Raw genomic sequence first — 16948 nt, 5'->3', positions numbered from 1 at the left:
TTATTCCGCTGCCGCGCGCTCGCTGGCGCGCAGGGCCAAGAAACGTTCGGCCTCGAGCGCTGCCATGCAGCCGAGGCCTGCGGCCGTGACGGCCTGGCGATAGGTCTCGTCGGCGACGTCGCCGGCGGCGAACAGGCCGGGCATCGAGGTGGCGGTCGAGTTCGGGGCGACCTCGACATAGCCCGACGGTTTCAGCTTGATCTGGTCTTTCACGAGCTCGGTCGCCGGTGCGTGGCCGATGGCGATGAAGACGCCGTCGGTCTTCACGTCCCTCAGCGCGCCGGTCTTGACGTTCTTCAGGCGCACATGGGTGACCTTGTTCGGGTTCTCGGTGCCGCAGATCTCGTCCACGGCGCAGTCCCAGATCACCTTGATCTTCGGATGCTTGAACAGACGCTCCTGCAGGATGCGCTCGGCGCGGAAATGATCGCGGCGATGCACGATGGTGACCTGCGAAGCATGGTTGGTGAGGTACAGCGCTTCCTCGACTGCGGTATTGCCGCCGCCGACCACGACGACGTCCTTGTTGCGGTAGAAGAAGCCGTCGCAGGTGGCGCAGGCCGACACGCCGCCGCCCTGGAACTTGGTTTCGGAGGGCAGCCCGAGCCAGCGCGCCTGCGCGCCGGTGGCGAGAATGACGGCGTCGGCGAGATAGACGTCGCCGGAGTCGCAGATGAGGCGAAACGGCCGCTGCGCGGCCTCCAGCTTGGTGACCAGGTCGGTGACGATCTTCGTGCCGACATGGACCGCCTGCTTCTCCATCTGCTCCATCAGCCAGGGGCCCTGGATCACGTCGGCGAAGCCCGGATAGTTCTCGACGTCGGTGGTGATGGTGAGCTGGCCGCCGGGCTGGATGCCCTGGATCAGGATCGGCTCGAGCATCGCCCGCGCGGCGTAGATCGCCGCCGTGTAACCGGCGGGGCCGGAGCCGATAATGACGACCTTTGCATGAACAGGAGCGGACATTTCGATGGACGCCTTTCACGGGGGATTTGCAGCGCGGGCGCGGAACATGCCGGGAGGCGTCGCGGTGGCGCTGAAATATCAGAGCTAATCTAAGCGTTCTGGTGAGCTATGCAAGAATTGCATTCCCTCTCGGCGGATTTTTCCAACAAGGAACAAAAGTCGATTGCGGTGCACGCGCAATAAAATTGCGCTGGCCATGCAGACTGGGTTATGAGGATTGCGACAAGCCCCACCAATACCGCCGTAAAGGCCAGGAGTTCCAATCACGTGTCGCGGAACCTAGACGAGATCGACCTGAAAATTCTCACTGAGATTCAGGCCGACGGTCGAATCACGAATGTCGAGCTGGCCAAGCGCGTCGGCATCTCGCCGCCGCCCTGCCTGCGCCGCGTCCGGGCGCTGGAGGAGGAGGGCTATATCCACGGCTACCGCGGTCTGTTGGATGCCCGCAAGCTCGGCTTCGACGTGACCGTGTTCGCCGCCGTGCACCTGTCCAGCCAGGCCGAGGCGGATTTGCGTGCTTTCGAGGAATTCGTCCGCGCCGAGCCGCTGGTGCGGGAATGCTGGATGCTGTCCGGCGAGGTCGATTTCATCCTCAAATGCGTCGCCCCCGACATGGCAACCTTCCAGGATTTCGTCACGCACCTCACCGCCGCGCCCCACGTCCGCAACGTGCGGACGTCATTGGTCCTGCATAATTCGAAGTACGAGGCGGCGGTGCCGCTGGACGTGAAGGTGAGACGGTAGGTCTCCACTCTCGTGCCCTGGACGCAGCGCAGCGCTTCTTGGCGGTGCGCTGCAGAGCCGGGGCCCATCTTACCGGGCCTTCCCGTGTTGCTTTCTGGGTCCCGGCTCTGCGCAGCAACGCTATGCGTTGCAGCGCGTCCGGGACACGTGAGTAGCGGACGCTGCTGCCGCACACTCCGTCATTGCGAGCGCAGCGAAGCAATCCAGAATGCCTCCGTGGAAAGATTCTGGATTGCTTGTCGCAATGACGAGGGGGAGAGTGCGTGCTCCACCTCGCGGGCAACATGCCAAACAAAAAGGCCGCGCATCGCGCGGCCTTTTCGAAACGTCAGTGAAGCGGCAAGTTCTTACCGCCACTCTACCTTGGTGATCTCGTACGCCTTGGCGCCGCCGGGGGCGTTGACTTCGACGGTCGACCCCTTCTTCTTGCCGATCAGCGCGCGCGCCAGCGGCGAGGTGATGGAGATACGGCCCTTCTTGGCGTCGGCCTCGACCTCGCCGACGATCTGCCACACCGTCTTCTTCTCGGTGTCCTCGTCGACCAGGGTCACCGTGGCGCCAAACTTGATGGTGTCACCGGAGAGCTTCGAGATGTCGATGATGTCGGCGCGCGCGAGCTTGTCCTCGAGCTCGGCGATGCGGCCTTCATTGTGGGACTGCTCTTCCTTCGCGGCATGATATTCCGCGTTCTCCGACAGGTCTCCGTGCGAGCGCGCTTCCGCGATATGCTCGATGATCCGCGGACGATCTTCCGACTGGCGCTTCTTCAATTCTTCCCCGAGCGCGACAAAGCCGGCCTGGGTCATCGGAACCTTTTCCATCTCTTCTCTCGTCCTTCAGCTGCGCGCCCCGCAAAGACCGGGGCGCGGCAACCTTGATTCGTCGGTATTCCCGGGGCTGAATATGCGCCCATCGGGACGTTATGTGGGTCTGGCGCCGGAACAGAACAACCACATGGCCGGACAGTTCCTCCGGCCATCGTGGGTTCATTGCCAATCACTTAGCGGCGGTTTCGCCGCCGCTAGCGATCAGGTTTCCGAAAAGTAGCTCTGCAGGGTACGAACCTCAAGGTCCCCGCCCAGATAGGCGCGGATGCCCTGCGCGGCCGCCACGGCCCCGGAAAGAGTGGTGTAATACGGCACTTTATGCAAGAGGGCCGCGCGCCGCAGCGAACGGCTGTCGGCCAGCGCCTGCGGGCCTTCTGTGGTGTTGAAGACGAGCTGGACGTCGCCATTGGTGATGGCGTCGACGATGTGCGGCCGTCCTTCCAGCACCTTGTTCACCTTCTCGGTCGGGATGCCCTGGTCGGTCAGGAAGCGCTGGGTGCCGGAGGTCGCCAGCACCTTGAAGCCGAGCGAATGCAGTTCGCGCACGGCTTCCGCGATACGCGTCTTGTCGCTCTCACGCACCGAGACGAACACCGTGCCCTTGCGCGGTACTCGCGTGCCGCCGCCGAGCTGGCTCTTGGCGAAGGCGACCTCGAAGTTGCGGTCGATGCCCATGACCTCGCCGGTCGAGCGCATCTCGGGGCCGAGCACCGTGTCGACGCCGGGGAAGCGCGCGAAGGGGAAGACCGATTCCTTGACGCCGACGTGCTTGAGCTTCGCCTTCTTCAGCTTGAAATCGGCGAGCTTCTCGCCCGCCATGATGCGCGCGGCGATCTTGGCGACCGGCGTGCCGACCACCTTGGCGACGAAGGGCACGGTGCGGGAGGCGCGCGGATTGACCTCGAGCACGTAGATCTCGCCGTCCTTGATGGCGTATTGCACGTTCATCAGGCCGACCACGTCGAGGCCGAGCGCGAGCTCACGGGTCTGACGCTCCAGCTCCTCGATCATCTTCGCGTCGAGCGAGTGCGGCGGCAGCGAGCAGGCGCTGTCGCCAGAATGGATGCCGGCTTCCTCGATGTGCTCCATGATGCCGACGATGAAGGTGTCCTTGCCGTCGCAGAGGCAATCGACGTCGATCTCGGTGGCATCAGACAGATAGCGGTCGAACAGCAGCGGGTTCTTGCCGAGCACGGTGTTGATCTGCCCGGTCTTGTCATTCGGATAGCGCGCCTTGACGTCCGCCGGCACCAGCTCCGGCAACGTGCCGAGCAGATAGTCGTTGAGCTGGTTCTCCTCGCGGATGATCTGCATCGCGCGGCCGCCGAGCACGTAAGACGGGCGCACCACCAGCGGCAGGCCGAGATCTGCGGAGACGAGCCGTGCCTGCTCGACCGAATAGGCGATGCCGTTCTTCGGCTGCTTGAGGCGAAGCTTGTCGAGCACGCGCTTGAAGCGGTCACGGTCCTCCGCAAGGTCGATGGCATCGGGCGAGGTGCCGAGGATCGGCACTTCGGCGGCTTCCAGCGCGCGTGCCAGCTTCAGCGGCGTCTGGCCGCCGAACTGCACGATCACGCCGTGCAGCGTGCCGTTGCTGCGCTCCTTGGCGATGATCTCCAGCACGTCCTCGGCGGTGAGCGGCTCGAAATAGAGCCGGTCGGCAGTGTCGTAGTCGGTCGACACCGTCTCCGGATTGCAGTTGACCATGATGGATTCGTAGCCGGCATCATGGAGCGCGAAGCAGGCGTGACAGCAGCAATAGTCGAACTCGATGCCCTGGCCGATACGGTTGGGCCCGCCGCCGAGAATGATGACCTTCTTCTTGTCGGACGGGGCGCTCTCGTCCGCCGGCGCGCCCGCAAACAGCGCCTCATAGGTCGAATACATGTAGGCGGTGGGCGAAGCGAATTCGGCCGCGCAGGTGTCGATGCGCTTGTAGACGGGGCGAACGCCGAGCGCATGGCGCTTCGCGGTGACCTTGGCCTCCGTCGTCTCGGCGAGCACTGCAAGCCGCGCGTCGGAGAAGCCCATGGCCTTGAGCGAGCGCATCCCGAAGGCATTGTTCGGCAAGCCGTTCTTCCGGACCTTCTCCTCCATGTCGACGATGCCGCGCATCTCGCCGAGGAACCACGGGTCGATCTTGCAGGAGTTGAAGATGTCCTCGTTCGACCAGCCGAGCCGCATGGCCTGGGCGACCTGAAGAATGCGGTTCGGCGTCGGCGTGCCGAGCGCGGCACGGATCGCGTTCTTGTCGTCGTCGCGGCCGAGACCCTCGATCTCGATCTCGTCGAGGCCGGTGAGGCCGGTCTCGAGCCCGCGCAGGGCCTTTTGCAGGCTTTCCTGGAAGGTGCGGCCGATCGCCATGACTTCGCCGACCGATTTCATCGACGTGGTCAGCGTGGTGGAGGCGCCGGGGAATTTCTCGAAGGCGAAGCGCGGCACCTTGGTGACGACGTAGTCGATGGTCGGCTCGAACGAGGCGGGCGTGGCGCCGCCGGTGATGTCGTTGGCGATCTCGTCCAGGGTGTAGCCGACCGCGAGCTTGGCGGCGACCTTGGCGATCGGAAAGCCGGTGGCCTTGGACGCCAGCGCGGAGGAGCGTGACACGCGCGGATTCATCTCGATGACGACCATACGGCCGTCGTCCGGATTGACGCCGAACTGCACGTTGGAGCCGCCGGTCTCGACGCCGATCTCGCGCAGCACCGCCAGCGAGGCGTCGCGCATGATCTGGTATTCCTTGTCGGTCAGCGTCAGCGCCGGCGCCACCGTGATGGAATCGCCGGTGTGCACGCCCATCGGATCGAGGTTCTCGATCGAGCAGACGATGATGCAATTGTCCTTCTTGTCGCGCACCACCTCCATCTCGTACTCTTTCCAGCCGAGCACGGATTCTTCGATCAGCACTTCGTTGGTGGGAGACGCATCGAGGCCGCGCTCGATGATGTCGAGGAACTCTTCCTTGTTGTAGGCGATGCCGCCGCCGGTGCCGCCCATCGTGAAGGAGGGGCGGATGATCGCGGGCAGGCCAATCTCGGACAGCGCCATCATCGCCTGCCCCAGCGCGTATTCCTGATAGCGCTTGCGGCGATCGCTCTCGCCCAGCGTCCACTGCCGCTCGAGTTCTGCGAGCGCTGCACCGGACGCCTTCTCACGCTCCGCCTGGTACTTGTCGCGGAAAGACTTCTTCAGGTCGGAGGCGTTGGCGAGCCGCGACTTCGGCGTCTCGAGCCCGATCTTGGTCATGGCCTCGCGGAACAGCTGGCGGTCCTCCGCCTTGTCGATGGCGTCGGCGGTCGCGCCGATCATCTCGACGTGGAACTTGTCCAGCGTGCCCTGGCGGCGAAGCGACAGCGCGCAATTCAGCGCGGTCTGTCCGCCCATCGTCGGCAGCAGCGCGAAGCCGCCGGGAATGACGTGACGTTCCTTCTCGATGATCTTGGCGACGATCTCGGGCGTGATCGGCTCGATATAGGTTGCATCGGCCAATTCCGGGTCGGTCATGATGGTGGCCGGGTTGGAATTGACGAGGACGATGCGGTAGCCCTCTTCCTTCAGCGTCTTCACCGCCTGGGTGCCCGAATAGTCGAACTCGCAGGCCTGGCCGATCACGATGGGACCGGCGCCGATGATCAGGATGGTGGTGATGTCTGTACGTTTGGGCATCAACTCTCGCCGAAGTGGAATTTGGGCAAAAAAAAGGGCGCGCTTGCTGCGCGTCCCTGTGGCCGAGAGCGCGGTGGTCTCCCTCGCGCGCGGGTGGGTCTTAGACCAGTTTTCGGGGCGGCGAAACCCCGAAAAACGCCCATCAACCGGCAATTTTGACCGGTTTTGGCCGGGCCTGCCAGCCACGGGCGAGATGCACCAGAAGCGAGGCCGCAACGCTCGATCCGCCGATCCAGCCGAGGTCGGTCGGCGACAAGGTCGCCAGCACCGCGCCCCCGAGCGCTCCGCCGATGGCGAAGCCGAGATACATGGCGGAGGCATTGAGCGAGAGCGCGATCATCGAGGCCTGCGGCTCGATCCGGATGATGCTGGCGATCTGGGCTGGATAGAACGCCCAGCCCGAGATGCCCCAGAGGAAGATCGCGCCCAGCACGGCGTAGTGGGCCTGGCCGGGCATCAGCTTCAGGACCAGCGAATGCAGGATGAGGGCGCTCGCCATGCCGGCGAGCCCGAGCGCTGCGGTCGCGAGCGAGCCGAGCCGGTCGGCCAGGACGCCACCGAGCATGTTGCCGATCGCCGCCGCGCCGCCGAACACCAATAGCGCCAGGCTGATCTGCGAGGCGTCGAAGCCGAGATTGCGCAACGGAACTGCGAAATAGGTGAATACGGTGAAGCCGCCGAGCGCCCATAAGATCGTGATCAGAAGCGCGACCACGACATTGCCGTGGCGCGCCACCGCGAGCCGTTCGCTGAGCGAAGCCGTGTTGCGCGGCAGCCCGCGGGGCAGCCCGAGCAACAGGCCGGCCAACGCGATGGCGCCGATCAGCGCGACCATGGCAAAGGTCGCGCGCCAGCCGAGCCAGCTGCCGACGAGATTGCCGAGGGGAACGCCGATGACGGTCGCAACCGTAAGACCCGAGGTCACCAGCGCCACCGCCCGGCCCCGCCGTTCGGGCGATGCGACGGCGACCGATACGGAGAGGGCCGTCGGCATGCATAGACCCGAGCCCAGGGCCATGAGCATCCGCGAAGCCAGCAGCAGGGCATAATTGGAAGCCACCATGGCCGCGATATTCCCGGCGATGAAGGTCGCCAGCGCCAGGGCGAGCGCGGTACGGCGGTCGAGGTTGTTCAGCGTCACCGCCAGGATCGGCGAGCCCACGGCGTAGGTGAGAGCGTAGGCGGTGACCAATTGCCCGGCAGCGGAAACAGAAATCTGCAAGTCCCCGGCGATGCCGGGCAAAAGTCCTGCGATAACAAAGCCTTCGGTGCCGATCGCAAAGGCCGCCAAGGCCAGCCAGAACACGCTCATTGGGGAAGTCTCTTTGTTCAACATCTATTGAACTATCGTCCTTGCTGATCCAGGAGTCAATTTGTTCAAGAACTATTGAACATTGCGACAGTTTAGCTATGATTCGTCCATGAGCCGTACTCCGCTTCACCCGACCCGCGAGCAGATCGAGCTGCCGATGGTTCTGGATTGCCTGAGCGATCCGATCCGGCTTGCCATCGTCTATCAGCTCGCCCAGCAAGAACGTGTCAGCAGCGAGCTCTGCTGCGGCGACTTCAGCGGGCTCGGCGCCAAGTCGAACCTCGCCTACCACTTCGCCAAGCTGCGCGAATGCGGCCTGATGCAGACGCGCGTGGCAGGCACCAACCGCTTCATGCGATTGCGCCGCGAGGATCTGGATGCGCGCTTTCCGGGCCTGCTCGATGCCGTGATCAAATCAGCGGCCAGGGATGCCGGGCGGCTTCAGGTGCTGTCCGGGTGTGACGTGGTGAAGATGGATTGAAGGCAGATGTTGCCTCGGGGGGCAGTCGAAGCGTGCCCGTCGTCGCCCTTCGGGCTTCGCCGAGGCAGCCTTCGCTACGAAAGGGCTTGCCCAGCCGAACCCGCCGCCGCTCTGCGAGCTAAGCGCGGCAAGGCTGGCTTGCCTAGCCGAAGCTGCGTAAGCAGCGAAGGCTGGAGACCCGGCCTGGATTTGAACCAGGATGAAGAGCGTTGCACCGCCCTCGCGTAGACGCTTCCGCCACCGGGCCGCGGCGATCATGACCGATCGGAGTAGGACAAGCCACCTCGGCTAATCGTTATGCTTAACGAACCAGAGGCGGCCGGGCGATGAAGGTCATGCGCCAGCGATTGTGGCCGATATTGGTATGGGCACGCTGGACTGCGAAACCCGCCGCTTTCAGCTTGGCGGTGATCTCGTCCTCGCTATAGCGCTGCAGCCCGATGCGCGTGCGCAGATGACGGTAATCCGACAGCGCGGTGCTGATCAGTCCGATCAGCGCGTCCTTCAGGAAGCCGTGCCGGAGGCCGAAGCCGAGTAGCGCGATGACGTCCCTGAACATGCCGACATTGGGCTGGAGGATGTCGCCCAGCACCAGCTTGCCGGAGGGCTTCAGGATACGGCGGATGTTGAGGAGCGCGGCATCGAGCTCGTCCGGCGTCATGTATTGCGCGACCGAGTTCATCACCACGAGGTCGATGGATTGGTCCTGCATCTTGCGCACGTCGTCGAGCGAGCGGACGCGGATCTTCGTATTCGGGGCAAACCGCGAGATCAGCCGGCCGCGCACACCCGGCGCGGGCTCGGCCAGGATCAGCTGGCCGCAGGCCGATGCCACCTGGTTCGCCGACAGCGCCTCGCCGCAGGCATAGTCCAACACCGTCGCGTCGGGCGAGGAGATGTAGCCGATGATGTCCCGCGCGATGATCTGGAAGTGCAAGTCGCGATGCAGCCTGCTGACATAGATCGTATGCGTGGAGTCGTAATAGTCGATCCAATCGTCCATGGCGTTTCGAAGGTCCCATCGGTTCCTGGGGCAGGAACCGGCGCTGCCGCCTTGCGTTAGGGGTGCGACGGCGCGCCGTCAATGTCCGCGTCCTAACAGGAAGGTCCCCCGTGAGCAAAACCAACAACAAGGTCTCGCCCGATCTCGATACCCCCACCGATCTGTCGCCCGACGGGGTCAAGAAGGTCTCTGAGGCGCTCAACGTGCTTCTGGCCGACGCCTTCGCACTGTATTTGAAGACCAAGAATTTCCACTGGCACATCAGCGGGCGGCACTTCCGGGACTACCATCTGCTGCTCGACGAGCAGTCGGAGCAGATCTTCGCCACCACCGACCAGCTTGCCGAGCGCGTCCGCAAGATTGGCGGCACCACGCTGAAATCGATCGGCCAGGTCGCAAAGCTCCAGACCATCAAGGACAACAACGAGGACTACGTCCCACCGCGCGAGATGCTGCGCGAGCTGATGCAGGACAACAAGCACGTCGCAGCCGCCATGCGCAAAGCGCACGATGTTTGTGACGACGCCGGCGATGTCGCCAGCGCCAGCATCCTGGAAGTTTTCATCGACGAGACCGAGCGCCGGACGTGGTTCCTGTTCGAAGCCACTCGGCAGGAAGGCGGCAACGAGGCGTAGGCCGGGCTCTTGTAGGGTGGGCAAAGCGAAGCGTGCCCACCAACTGGGAATGGTGGGCACGGCGCGCAAGGGCGCGCCTTTGCCCACCCAACGGCACCGCGCTTGCGGCTACCGCCACAGCCGCATCAGCGCGCCATGCTTCCCCGTCACGGGATCGGCCAGCGGCAGTGCGACTTGTGGAATCGTCTTCAGCGCCTTGGCGTGGTTCTCCGGCGTTGCGCGCGTGATCTCCATCTTCGCGCCTGGCGGATAGGCCCCGATCACGCAGAAATCATCGCTGGCCTTGATGCATTGATGCCCGGTGCCGGCGGGGAGGATTGCGACGTCGCCGGCCTTGATGTCCAGCTCCTGGCCGTGATCGCCGCCGAAGCGAACCCGTGCACTGCCGCGCGCGACGCCGAGCACTTCATGCACCGTCGCGTGATAATGCAGATAGTCGTAGACGCCGTTGCGCCACGTGCCGCCCCAGCCGTTCGCCTCGAACAGATTTTCGATGGTCGCTTCCGGCTGCTTCGGATCGAGCTTCACCGCGCCCTGGTAGACCAGGAAGGGGCGGATGTTGTTCGGCACGAGCCCGTCATCCTCGAACACGATGGCGAGCGGCTCGGCATTGTCGCGGACGACGGACATGATCGGACTCCTGCGCGAGGATACCAGGGATCAACGAGCGGCGTGAGACGGCGTTCCTCGTTCCACCGTCATTCCGGGGCGACGCGCAGCGTCGAGCCCGGAATCCATCGCGCTGCAGAGTCTGTTGCTTGATGGATTCCGGGCTCGCGCTACGCGCGCCCCGGAATGACGAAAAAGCCCGGGGGCGAGCCCGGGCTTTTGTCGTGAAGTATTCGTGGAGAACGCACCTTACGCGCTCTTCTTCTGCCGCATCAGGTCGGCGAAGCGCTGGAACAGATAGTGCGAGTCGCGCGGGCCGGGCGATGCTTCCGGGTGGTACTGCACCGAGAACACCGGCTTGCCGTCGAGTTGGATGCCGCAATTGGAGCCGTCGAACAGCGAGATGTGGGTCTGCGTCGCGCCCTTCGGCAACGTTGTCTCGTCCACCGCAAAGCCGTGGTTCATCGAGGTGATCTCGACCTTGCCGGTGGTCTCGTCCTTGACGGGATGGTTGGCGCCGTGATGGCCCTGATGCATCTTCTTCGTCCTGGCGCCGACGGCAAGGCCCAGCATCTGGTGGCCGAGACAGATGCCGAAGGTCGGCGTGCCCGACTTGATGACGTCCCGGATCACAGGCACGGCATATTTGCCGGTCGCGGCCGGATCGCCCGGACCGTTGGACAGGAATACGCCATCCGGCTTCATCGCCAGGATGTCTTCGGACGAGGTCGTCGCCGGCACCACCGTCACCTTGCAGCCGACGCCGGCGAGCAGGCGCAGGATGTTGCGCTTGATGCCGTAGTCGATGGCGACGACGTTGAACTCCGGCTTGTCCTGACGGCCAAAGCCCCTGTCCCAGGACCAAGGCGTCTCGTCCCAGGTGAAGCGCTGGCCGCTCGTGACCATCGGCACGAGGTCCATGCCCTCGAGGCCCGGCCATTCGCGCGCCTCTTCCTTCAGGCCATGCAGGTCGAACTCGCCGGTCTTGGAATGCGCGATCACGGCGTTGGGCATGCCCTTGCTGCGGATCAGCGCGGTCAGCGCGCGGGTGTCGATGCCGGAGAGGCCGATGATGCCGCGCGCCTTGAGCCACTGGTCGAGATGCTTGGTGGCGCGGTAGTTCGAGGGATCGGTGATCGCGGTGCGCAGGATCACGCCGCGCGCGCCGGGCGTTGCTGCCATGTTCACCGTCTCGATGTCTTCCTCGTTGGTGCCGACATTGCCGATATGCGGGAAGGTGAAGGTGATGAGCTGGCCGGCATAGGAGGGATCGGTGAGGATCTCCTCATAGCCGGTCATCGCGGTGTTGAAGCAGACTTCGCCGACGGCGTGGCCTTCAGCGCCGAGACCAAAACCTTCGAGCACCGTGCCGTCGGCAAGCACGAGGAGCGCGGTCGGTTTGTGGTCCGGCCAAGCGGGATCGTTGTCATGTTGTGTCATGAGCGCGTTTCATAGTCCCCGCGAGCGCCGCCGTCAAAGCGGGAGAAGCCGGATTCACATGCGTTTTTGCATATTTGACAGGCCTCCTCGGCCCCTTAAGCTCGGCCGCATAATTTCCGGTAATTTGCGGGGCTTGCGAGGCAATAATGGACCAGACCACCCCGATTCTGCTGGTTCCGGGGCTGGCCTCCTCGGCCCGGATCTACGCCCCCGTCATCCCGCCGCTGTGGCGGTTCGGGCCCGTGATGGTTGCCAACCATATCCGCGATGACAACATGGCCGCGATCGCGCGGCGGGTGCTGAGCGAGGCGCCGCCGCGCTTCGCGCTCGCCGGCCATTCCATGGGCGGCTACATCGCGCTCGAGATCATGCGCCAGGCGGGCGAACGGGTTATAAAACTCGCGCTGATCAACACCCAGGCGCGGCCCGATACCCCCGAGGCAACCGCGCGTCGCCGCGGCCTGATGGAGCGTGCCAGGCGCGGCGAGCTCCGCGCCATCCGCGAGGAGAGCTTTCCGGAGCTGGTACATCCGTCGCGACGCGATGATGCCGAGATTCTCAAGCTTGTGCACGCGCAGGACGAGGATGTCGGCGTCGAGGGCTATCTGCGGCAACAGGCCGCGATCATCGCGCGGGTGGACTCACGACCGACGCTTTCCGCCATCAGCTGCCCGACATTGGTGCTGACGGGCGATACCGACAACACCATCCCGAATGCGCTCTCGAAAGAGATGGCCGAGGGCATCGCCGGCGCAAGGCTCGTGATCCTCGAGCGCTGCGGACACCTGCCGCAAGCCGAGCAGCCGGAAGCCACCGTGCGCGCGCTCACCGAATGGCTCGGAACCGAGGTTGTCTAGAGGTCACGAACGGCCTAGATCAGGCGTCATCTATTCGAAGGGATCACGGTCATGCTGCGCGACGACATCAACAATGCGGTCAAGGAGGCCATGAAGGCCAAGGACGAGCGCAAGCTGTCCACGCTGCGCATGGTCAATTCGACCATCAAGAACGCCGACATCGACGCCCGCGGCAACGGCAAGCCGCCGCTGTCGGACGCCGATCTGCTCGGTGTGCTCCAGAAGATGATCAAGCAACGCCAGGAGGCGGTCGAGCTCTACGACAAGGGCGGCCGCGCCGAGCTCGCAGCCCAGGAGCGCGAGGAGATCGCGGTGATCTCGGCGTATTTGCCGAAACAGATGGCCGACGACGAGGTGAAGAAGGCGATCGCGGACGCGATCACCGAGACGGGCGCCGCCGGCATGAAGGACATGGGCAAGGTGATTGCCGTGTTGCGCGCGAAGTACGCGGGGCAAATGGACTTCGGCAAGGCCAGCGGCTTGGTGAAGGCGGCACTGTCGGGCTAGGCCGTTCTTACCCTCCCCTGGAGGGGCCCTCCAGGGGAGGATGGGCACCTTTGATGCGGCATCGGTCCGGTCTACTCTCATAAGGAAACAGGGAGGCACATGACCGCCGTCAAACCATTCCGCATCGCCATCAGCGACGACGTCCTCACTGACCTCAAATCGCGCCTCGCTCGCACGCGCTGGCCGGAGGCCGAGCTGGTCGACGACTGGAGCCAGGGCGCGCCGCTGAAGTGGATCCGGGAGATCTGCGCCTATTGGGCCAACGACTACGACTGGCGCGCCCGCGAGGCGAAGCTCAACCGCTTCGCGCAGTTCACCACCGAGATCGACGGGCTCGACATCCACTTCATCCACGTGCGCTCCAAGGAGCCGTCGGCGCTGCCGCTGATCATCACCCATGGCTGGCCCGGCTCGATCGTCGAATTCCAGAAGGTGATCGCGCCGCTGGTCGACCCCGCCGCGCATGGCGGCAATTCCGCCGATGCGTTCCACGTCGTCTGTCCCTCGCTGCCGGGCTTCGGCTTCTCGGCCAAACCCAAAGAGATCGGCTGGGGCGTCGACCGCATCGCCGCGGCCTGGGCGAAGCTGATGGAGCGGCTCGGCTATACCAGCTACGGCGCGCAAGGCGGCGACTGGGGCTCGGCGGTGACGACATCGCTCGGCGCGCAGGACCCGGCGCATTGCGCCGGCATCCACATCACGCTGTCCTTCAACTCGCCGCCGCGGATCGAGGGCGAGCCGACGGCCGAAGAGAAGCGCGCGCTGGCCGGCCTCAAGCATTATGTCGATCTCGACTCCGGCTATTCCAAGCAGCAATCGACGCGCCCGCAGACGCTCGGCTATGGCCTTACGGATTCGCCGAGCGGGCAGGCGGCCTGGATCCTGGAAAAATTCTGGGCCTGGACCGATTGCAACGGCCATCCCGAGAACATCTTCAGCAAGGACGAGCTGCTCGACAACGTCATGCTCTATTGGGCGACGGAGACGGCGACCTCCTCGGGGCGGCTCTACTGGGAGAGTTTCGGCAAGCGCCGCACCACGCCTGTCGTCAAGGTGCCGACCGGCGTTGCCGCGTTCCCCAAGGAGATCATCACGCCGGTGCGGCGCTGGATGGAGCCGAACTTCCCCAACATCACCCATTGGAGCGAGATGGAGAAGGGCGGCCACTTTGCCGCGTTCGAGCAGCCGGAGCTGTTCGTGCGTGACGTCAGGAAGTTCTTTGCGACGGTGCGGTAGCCTCCATCGTCATGCCCGGGCTTGTCCCGGGCATCCATGGCCTTAAACTGACTGACCAAGCAAGAAGAACGTGGATGGCCGGGACGAGCCCGGCCATGACGGAGTTGCTGGGAAACGCCAAGCCATGCTGACCGAAGCCAAGACCTACGACGAACTCGTCCGCAACTTCCGCTGGGACATTCCCGCGCGCTTCAACATTGCGGAAGCGTGCTGTGATCGCCATGCTGACGGCACCGGCCGGCTCGCGCTGATCTATGTCGACGACAACGGCGCGACCAGCCGCACTTCTTTCGACGAGGTTGCGGACATGTCGCGTCGCTTCGCCAATGTGCTGAAGGCGGATGGCCTTTTGCGTGGCGACCGTGTCGCGGTGTTCCTGTCGCAATCGCTGGAACTGCCGATTGCGCATATGGCGGCGTTCCGCTCCGGCCTGATCTCGATCCCGCTGTTCGCGCTGTTTGGCGAGGATGCACTGGAATTCCGTCTGTCGAATTCGCAAGCGAGAGCCATCATCACCGATGAGGCGGGCTGGGAGAAGCTCACGAAGATCCGCGATCGGTTGCCCTATTTGCAGGACATCTATGTCACGAGCAGCGCCGTCCACGCCGGCGCAAAGCCGTTCTGGTCAGCGATCGAAGCCGCATCCGAGGACTTCGCGACCGTCGACACCTCCGCGGATGACCCCGCGCTGATCATCTACACCTCGGGCACGACAGGTAACCCGAAGGGTGCGCTGCATGCGCATCGCGTCGTGCTCGGCCATCTGCCGAACGTCGAGATGTGTCACAACTTCCTGCCGCGGCCCGGCGATCTCATGTGGACGCCGGCGGACTGGGCGTGGATCGGCGGCCTCGTCAACGGCCTGCTCGCGTTCTGGTATCACGGCATCCCGCTGGTCGGCCATCGTGCGCGAAAGTTCGAGCCGCAGGCAGCGATGCAGATGATGGCCGATCTCGGCGTCCGCAACGTCTTCCTGCCGCCGACCGCGCTCAAGCTGATGCGGCAGGCCGGCGTGAAGCACGCGGGCGTCAAGCTGCGCAGCATCTTCACCGGCGGGGAATCGCTCGGCGGCGAGCTGCTCGGCTGGGTGCGCGAGACCTTCGGCATCGACGCGCATGAAGTGTTCGGCCAGACCGAGTGCAATCTCGTGATCGGCAGCAACTCCAATTTGTTTCCGATCCGCCCGGGTTCGATGGGCAAGGCGACGCCGGGCTTCGACGTCCGCATCGTCAACGACAAGGGCGAGGAATTGCCGCGCGGCCAGCGCGGCATCATCGGCGTGCGCCAGCCATGCCCCGTCACCATGCTCGAATATTGGCGCAATCCGGAGGCGACGGCGAAGAAATATGCCGGCGCGTTTCTGCTGACCGGCGATCTCGGCGTGCAGGACGAGGACGGCTATTTCTGGTACGTCAGTCGCGAGGACGACGTCATCACCACCGCAGGCTATCGCGTCGGTCCCTCCGAGATCGAGCACACGCTGATGAAGCATCCATCGGTGGCGATGGCGGCGGTGGTCGGCATCCCCGATCCGATCCGCACCGAATCGATCAAGGCCTGGATCGTGCTGCGGCCCGGCTTTACCGGCACCGACGCGCTCGCCCGCGAGATCCAGGAGTTCGTCAAGGTCCAGCTCGCCGCGCACGAATATCCGCGTTTCGTCGAATTCGCCGAGACGCTGCCGATGACGGCGACGGGCAAGGTGCTGCGGCGCGAGCTGCGCGCGAGAGGTTAGCTTCCTGACCATGGCAAAGGCATCTCAAGCCGCGGGACTTCACCGCGCCGCGCTCGACCAGCTGCACGACCTCGATGCGGCGCTCGAGCTCATGTATTACGGCTGGCGCGGGATGACGCTGGAAGCCGACGAATACCTTGCGAAACAGGGCCTGTCGCGTCCGCACCACCGCATCCTCTATGTGGTGGCGCGCCGGTCCGATATCGCGATCGGCTCGCTGCTCGAGGTCCTCGGCATTTCCAAGCAGGCACTGAACCGGCCGCTCAATCTGCTGCTGGAGCGCAAGCTCATCGTGTCAAAGCGCTCGCCCGAGCAGCATCGCTCGAAGCTGCTGCGCCTGACGGCTGCCGGGCAGCGCATCGAGCACCGCGCATCCGATTACGAACGCAACGTCATGTGCAAGGCGTTCGATCGCGCCGGGGCGTCGGGTGCAGCGGCTTGGATGGCCGTCATGGAGGCGATCGCCGACCACAATTGACGAGTCTCAAGTCAACATAGTTGACATGAAAGCCTGGCTTTGCCATTCTCGTCGTCGACGAGCGAGGGGAGGACCGCGTCATGGGCGGGCAGACGATGAATCGCGCGGCCGCCGGACCCTTTGTCGCGGCATGGTGCGCGAGCTGGCGCAAGGTCGATATCGATGCGGTCGTCGCGCATTTTGCCGAGGACGCGCAGATGCGCAGCCCTTTGGCGTTGACGCTGACCGGGTCTCCGGTCGTGACCGGTGCCGAGAACATCCGCGCCTACTGGCGGAAAGCCTATGGTCACATCGAAAGCGCCGACCTCAAGATATTGAGCTGGAGCTGGGACGATACGATCGCGCGGCTGATCGTATGGTGGCAGCTCGGCGACACGCGCGCCAGCGAGTTCATGGATTTCGACGATGCCGGCCGCGTCGTGCGCAGCGAAGCCTTTTACGGAAAATGA

Annotated in this window: 16 protein-coding genes and 1 tRNA gene; 9 read left to right on the top strand and 8 right to left on the bottom strand. The window is 64.4% G+C overall.

Annotation, left to right across the window (positions count from 1 at the left end; all coding sequences use genetic code 11):
* Positions 1–966: a thioredoxin-disulfide reductase gene (gene trxB, locus UNPA324_RS33895; protein ID WP_141938411.1), complete on the bottom strand. Its 966-nt coding sequence runs from the start codon at positions 964–966 to the stop codon at positions 1–3.
* A gap of 267 nt (positions 967–1233) precedes the next feature.
* Here trxB and UNPA324_RS33890 point away from each other — a divergent pair, with 267 nt between their 5' ends.
* The gene (locus UNPA324_RS33890; protein WP_181769619.1) at positions 1234–1713 is read left to right on the top strand and encodes an Lrp/AsnC family transcriptional regulator; all 480 of its coding nucleotides are present in this window, start codon (positions 1234–1236) and stop codon (positions 1711–1713) included.
* A 347-nt stretch (positions 1714–2060) separates the two neighbouring features.
* On the opposite strand, the gene greA is transcribed toward UNPA324_RS33890, so the two are convergent.
* The 3 genes from greA to UNPA324_RS33875 form a co-directional block, all read right to left on the bottom strand.
* Complete coding sequence (gene greA, locus UNPA324_RS33885) at positions 2061–2534, bottom strand: transcription elongation factor GreA (RefSeq protein ID WP_018643807.1); 474 nt, start codon at positions 2532–2534, stop codon at positions 2061–2063.
* A 207-nt stretch (positions 2535–2741) separates the two neighbouring features.
* Entirely contained in the window at positions 2742–6206 is a 3465-nt protein-coding gene (carB, locus tag UNPA324_RS33880; RefSeq protein WP_128921482.1) for a carbamoyl-phosphate synthase large subunit, read from the bottom strand.
* A gap of 142 nt (positions 6207–6348) precedes the next feature.
* Positions 6349–7518 (bottom strand): MFS transporter, encoded by a 1170-nt coding sequence (locus UNPA324_RS33875; RefSeq protein ID WP_141938407.1) that lies wholly within the window; start codon positions 7516–7518, stop codon positions 6349–6351.
* A 109-nt stretch (positions 7519–7627) separates the two neighbouring features.
* Here UNPA324_RS33875 and UNPA324_RS33870 point away from each other — a divergent pair, with 109 nt between their 5' ends.
* Complete coding sequence (locus UNPA324_RS33870) at positions 7628–7999, top strand: ArsR/SmtB family transcription factor (protein ID WP_128921480.1); 372 nt, start codon at positions 7628–7630, stop codon at positions 7997–7999.
* Positions 8000–8170: 171 nt separating this feature from the next.
* Here UNPA324_RS33870 and UNPA324_RS35500 read toward each other — a convergent pair.
* Positions 8171–8246 (bottom strand) — tRNA-OTHER (locus UNPA324_RS35500).
* Between the two features lie 54 nt (positions 8247–8300).
* Positions 8301–9002 (bottom strand): class I SAM-dependent methyltransferase, encoded by a 702-nt coding sequence (locus tag UNPA324_RS33865; RefSeq protein WP_141938405.1) that lies wholly within the window; start codon positions 9000–9002, stop codon positions 8301–8303.
* Positions 9003–9112: 110 nt separating this feature from the next.
* Here UNPA324_RS33865 and UNPA324_RS33860 point away from each other — a divergent pair, with 110 nt between their 5' ends.
* On the top strand, positions 9113–9637 hold the full coding sequence (locus UNPA324_RS33860; RefSeq protein ID WP_141938403.1) for a Dps family protein: 525 nt from the start codon (positions 9113–9115) through the stop codon (positions 9635–9637).
* Between the two features lie 108 nt (positions 9638–9745).
* Here the strand turns inward: UNPA324_RS33860 and UNPA324_RS33855 are convergent, their stop codons facing one another.
* Entirely contained in the window at positions 9746–10267 is a 522-nt protein-coding gene (locus tag UNPA324_RS33855) for a cupin domain-containing protein (RefSeq protein ID WP_128921477.1), read from the bottom strand.
* A 228-nt stretch (positions 10268–10495) separates the two neighbouring features.
* Positions 10496–11686: a glutamine-hydrolyzing carbamoyl-phosphate synthase small subunit gene (carA, locus tag UNPA324_RS33850; RefSeq protein WP_141938401.1), complete on the bottom strand. Its 1191-nt coding sequence runs from the start codon at positions 11684–11686 to the stop codon at positions 10496–10498.
* A 146-nt stretch (positions 11687–11832) separates the two neighbouring features.
* Here carA and UNPA324_RS33845 point away from each other — a divergent pair, with 146 nt between their 5' ends.
* From UNPA324_RS33845 to UNPA324_RS33820, 6 genes are all read left to right on the top strand, one after another.
* Positions 11833–12543, top strand: coding sequence for an alpha/beta fold hydrolase (locus UNPA324_RS33845; RefSeq protein WP_128921475.1), 711 nt, complete (start codon positions 11833–11835; stop codon positions 12541–12543).
* Positions 12544–12594: 51 nt separating this feature from the next.
* Positions 12595–13050, top strand: coding sequence for a GatB/YqeY domain-containing protein (locus UNPA324_RS33840; protein WP_141938399.1), 456 nt, complete (start codon positions 12595–12597; stop codon positions 13048–13050).
* 99 nt (positions 13051–13149) lie between these two features.
* Positions 13150–14286: an epoxide hydrolase family protein gene (locus UNPA324_RS33835; protein WP_141938396.1), complete on the top strand. Its 1137-nt coding sequence runs from the start codon at positions 13150–13152 to the stop codon at positions 14284–14286.
* Positions 14287–14410: 124 nt separating this feature from the next.
* Entirely contained in the window at positions 14411–16021 is a 1611-nt protein-coding gene (locus tag UNPA324_RS33830; protein WP_141938394.1) for an acyl-CoA synthetase, read from the top strand.
* Positions 16022–16031: 10 nt separating this feature from the next.
* Complete coding sequence (locus tag UNPA324_RS33825; RefSeq protein WP_141938392.1) at positions 16032–16499, top strand: MarR family winged helix-turn-helix transcriptional regulator; 468 nt, start codon at positions 16032–16034, stop codon at positions 16497–16499.
* An 80-nt stretch (positions 16500–16579) separates the two neighbouring features.
* The gene (locus UNPA324_RS33820) at positions 16580–16948 is read left to right on the top strand and encodes a nuclear transport factor 2 family protein (protein ID WP_128920055.1); all 369 of its coding nucleotides are present in this window, start codon (positions 16580–16582) and stop codon (positions 16946–16948) included.

This window comes from Bradyrhizobium sp. UNPA324 (assembly GCF_006658635.1).
Taxonomy (GTDB): Bacteria; Pseudomonadota; Alphaproteobacteria; order Rhizobiales; family Xanthobacteraceae; genus Bradyrhizobium; species Bradyrhizobium nanningense.
Note: the sequence above shows the minus strand (reverse complement) of the source record. Positions and strands in the feature narration are given on the sequence as shown.

Excerpts from the sequence above, each read along its gene's own strand:
- trxB (WP_141938411.1), bottom strand. The coding sequence starts at position 966 with ATGTCCGCTCCTGTTCATGCAAAGGTCGTCATTATCGGCTCCGGCCCC.
- greA (WP_018643807.1), bottom strand. The coding sequence starts at position 2,534 with ATGGAAAAGGTTCCGATGACCCAGGCCGGCTTTGTCGCGCTCGGGGAA.
- carB (WP_128921482.1), bottom strand. The coding sequence starts at position 6,206 with ATGCCCAAACGTACAGACATCACCACCATCCTGATCATCGGCGCCGGT.
- UNPA324_RS33875 (WP_141938407.1), bottom strand. The coding sequence starts at position 7,518 with ATGAGCGTGTTCTGGCTGGCCTTGGCGGCCTTTGCGATCGGCACCGAA.
- UNPA324_RS33870 (WP_128921480.1), top strand. The coding sequence starts at position 7,628 with ATGAGCCGTACTCCGCTTCACCCGACCCGCGAGCAGATCGAGCTGCCG.
- UNPA324_RS33865 (WP_141938405.1), bottom strand. The coding sequence starts at position 9,002 with ATGGACGATTGGATCGACTATTACGACTCCACGCATACGATCTATGTC.
- UNPA324_RS33855 (WP_128921477.1), bottom strand. The coding sequence starts at position 10,267 with ATGTCCGTCGTCCGCGACAATGCCGAGCCGCTCGCCATCGTGTTCGAG.
- carA (WP_141938401.1), bottom strand. The coding sequence starts at position 11,686 with ATGACACAACATGACAACGATCCCGCTTGGCCGGACCACAAACCGACC.
- UNPA324_RS33845 (WP_128921475.1), top strand. The coding sequence starts at position 11,833 with ATGGACCAGACCACCCCGATTCTGCTGGTTCCGGGGCTGGCCTCCTCG.
- UNPA324_RS33840 (WP_141938399.1), top strand. The coding sequence starts at position 12,595 with ATGCTGCGCGACGACATCAACAATGCGGTCAAGGAGGCCATGAAGGCC.
- UNPA324_RS33835 (WP_141938396.1), top strand. The coding sequence starts at position 13,150 with ATGACCGCCGTCAAACCATTCCGCATCGCCATCAGCGACGACGTCCTC.
- UNPA324_RS33830 (WP_141938394.1), top strand. The coding sequence starts at position 14,411 with ATGCTGACCGAAGCCAAGACCTACGACGAACTCGTCCGCAACTTCCGC.
- UNPA324_RS33825 (WP_141938392.1), top strand. The coding sequence starts at position 16,032 with ATGGCAAAGGCATCTCAAGCCGCGGGACTTCACCGCGCCGCGCTCGAC.
- UNPA324_RS33820 (WP_128920055.1), top strand. The coding sequence starts at position 16,580 with ATGGGCGGGCAGACGATGAATCGCGCGGCCGCCGGACCCTTTGTCGCG.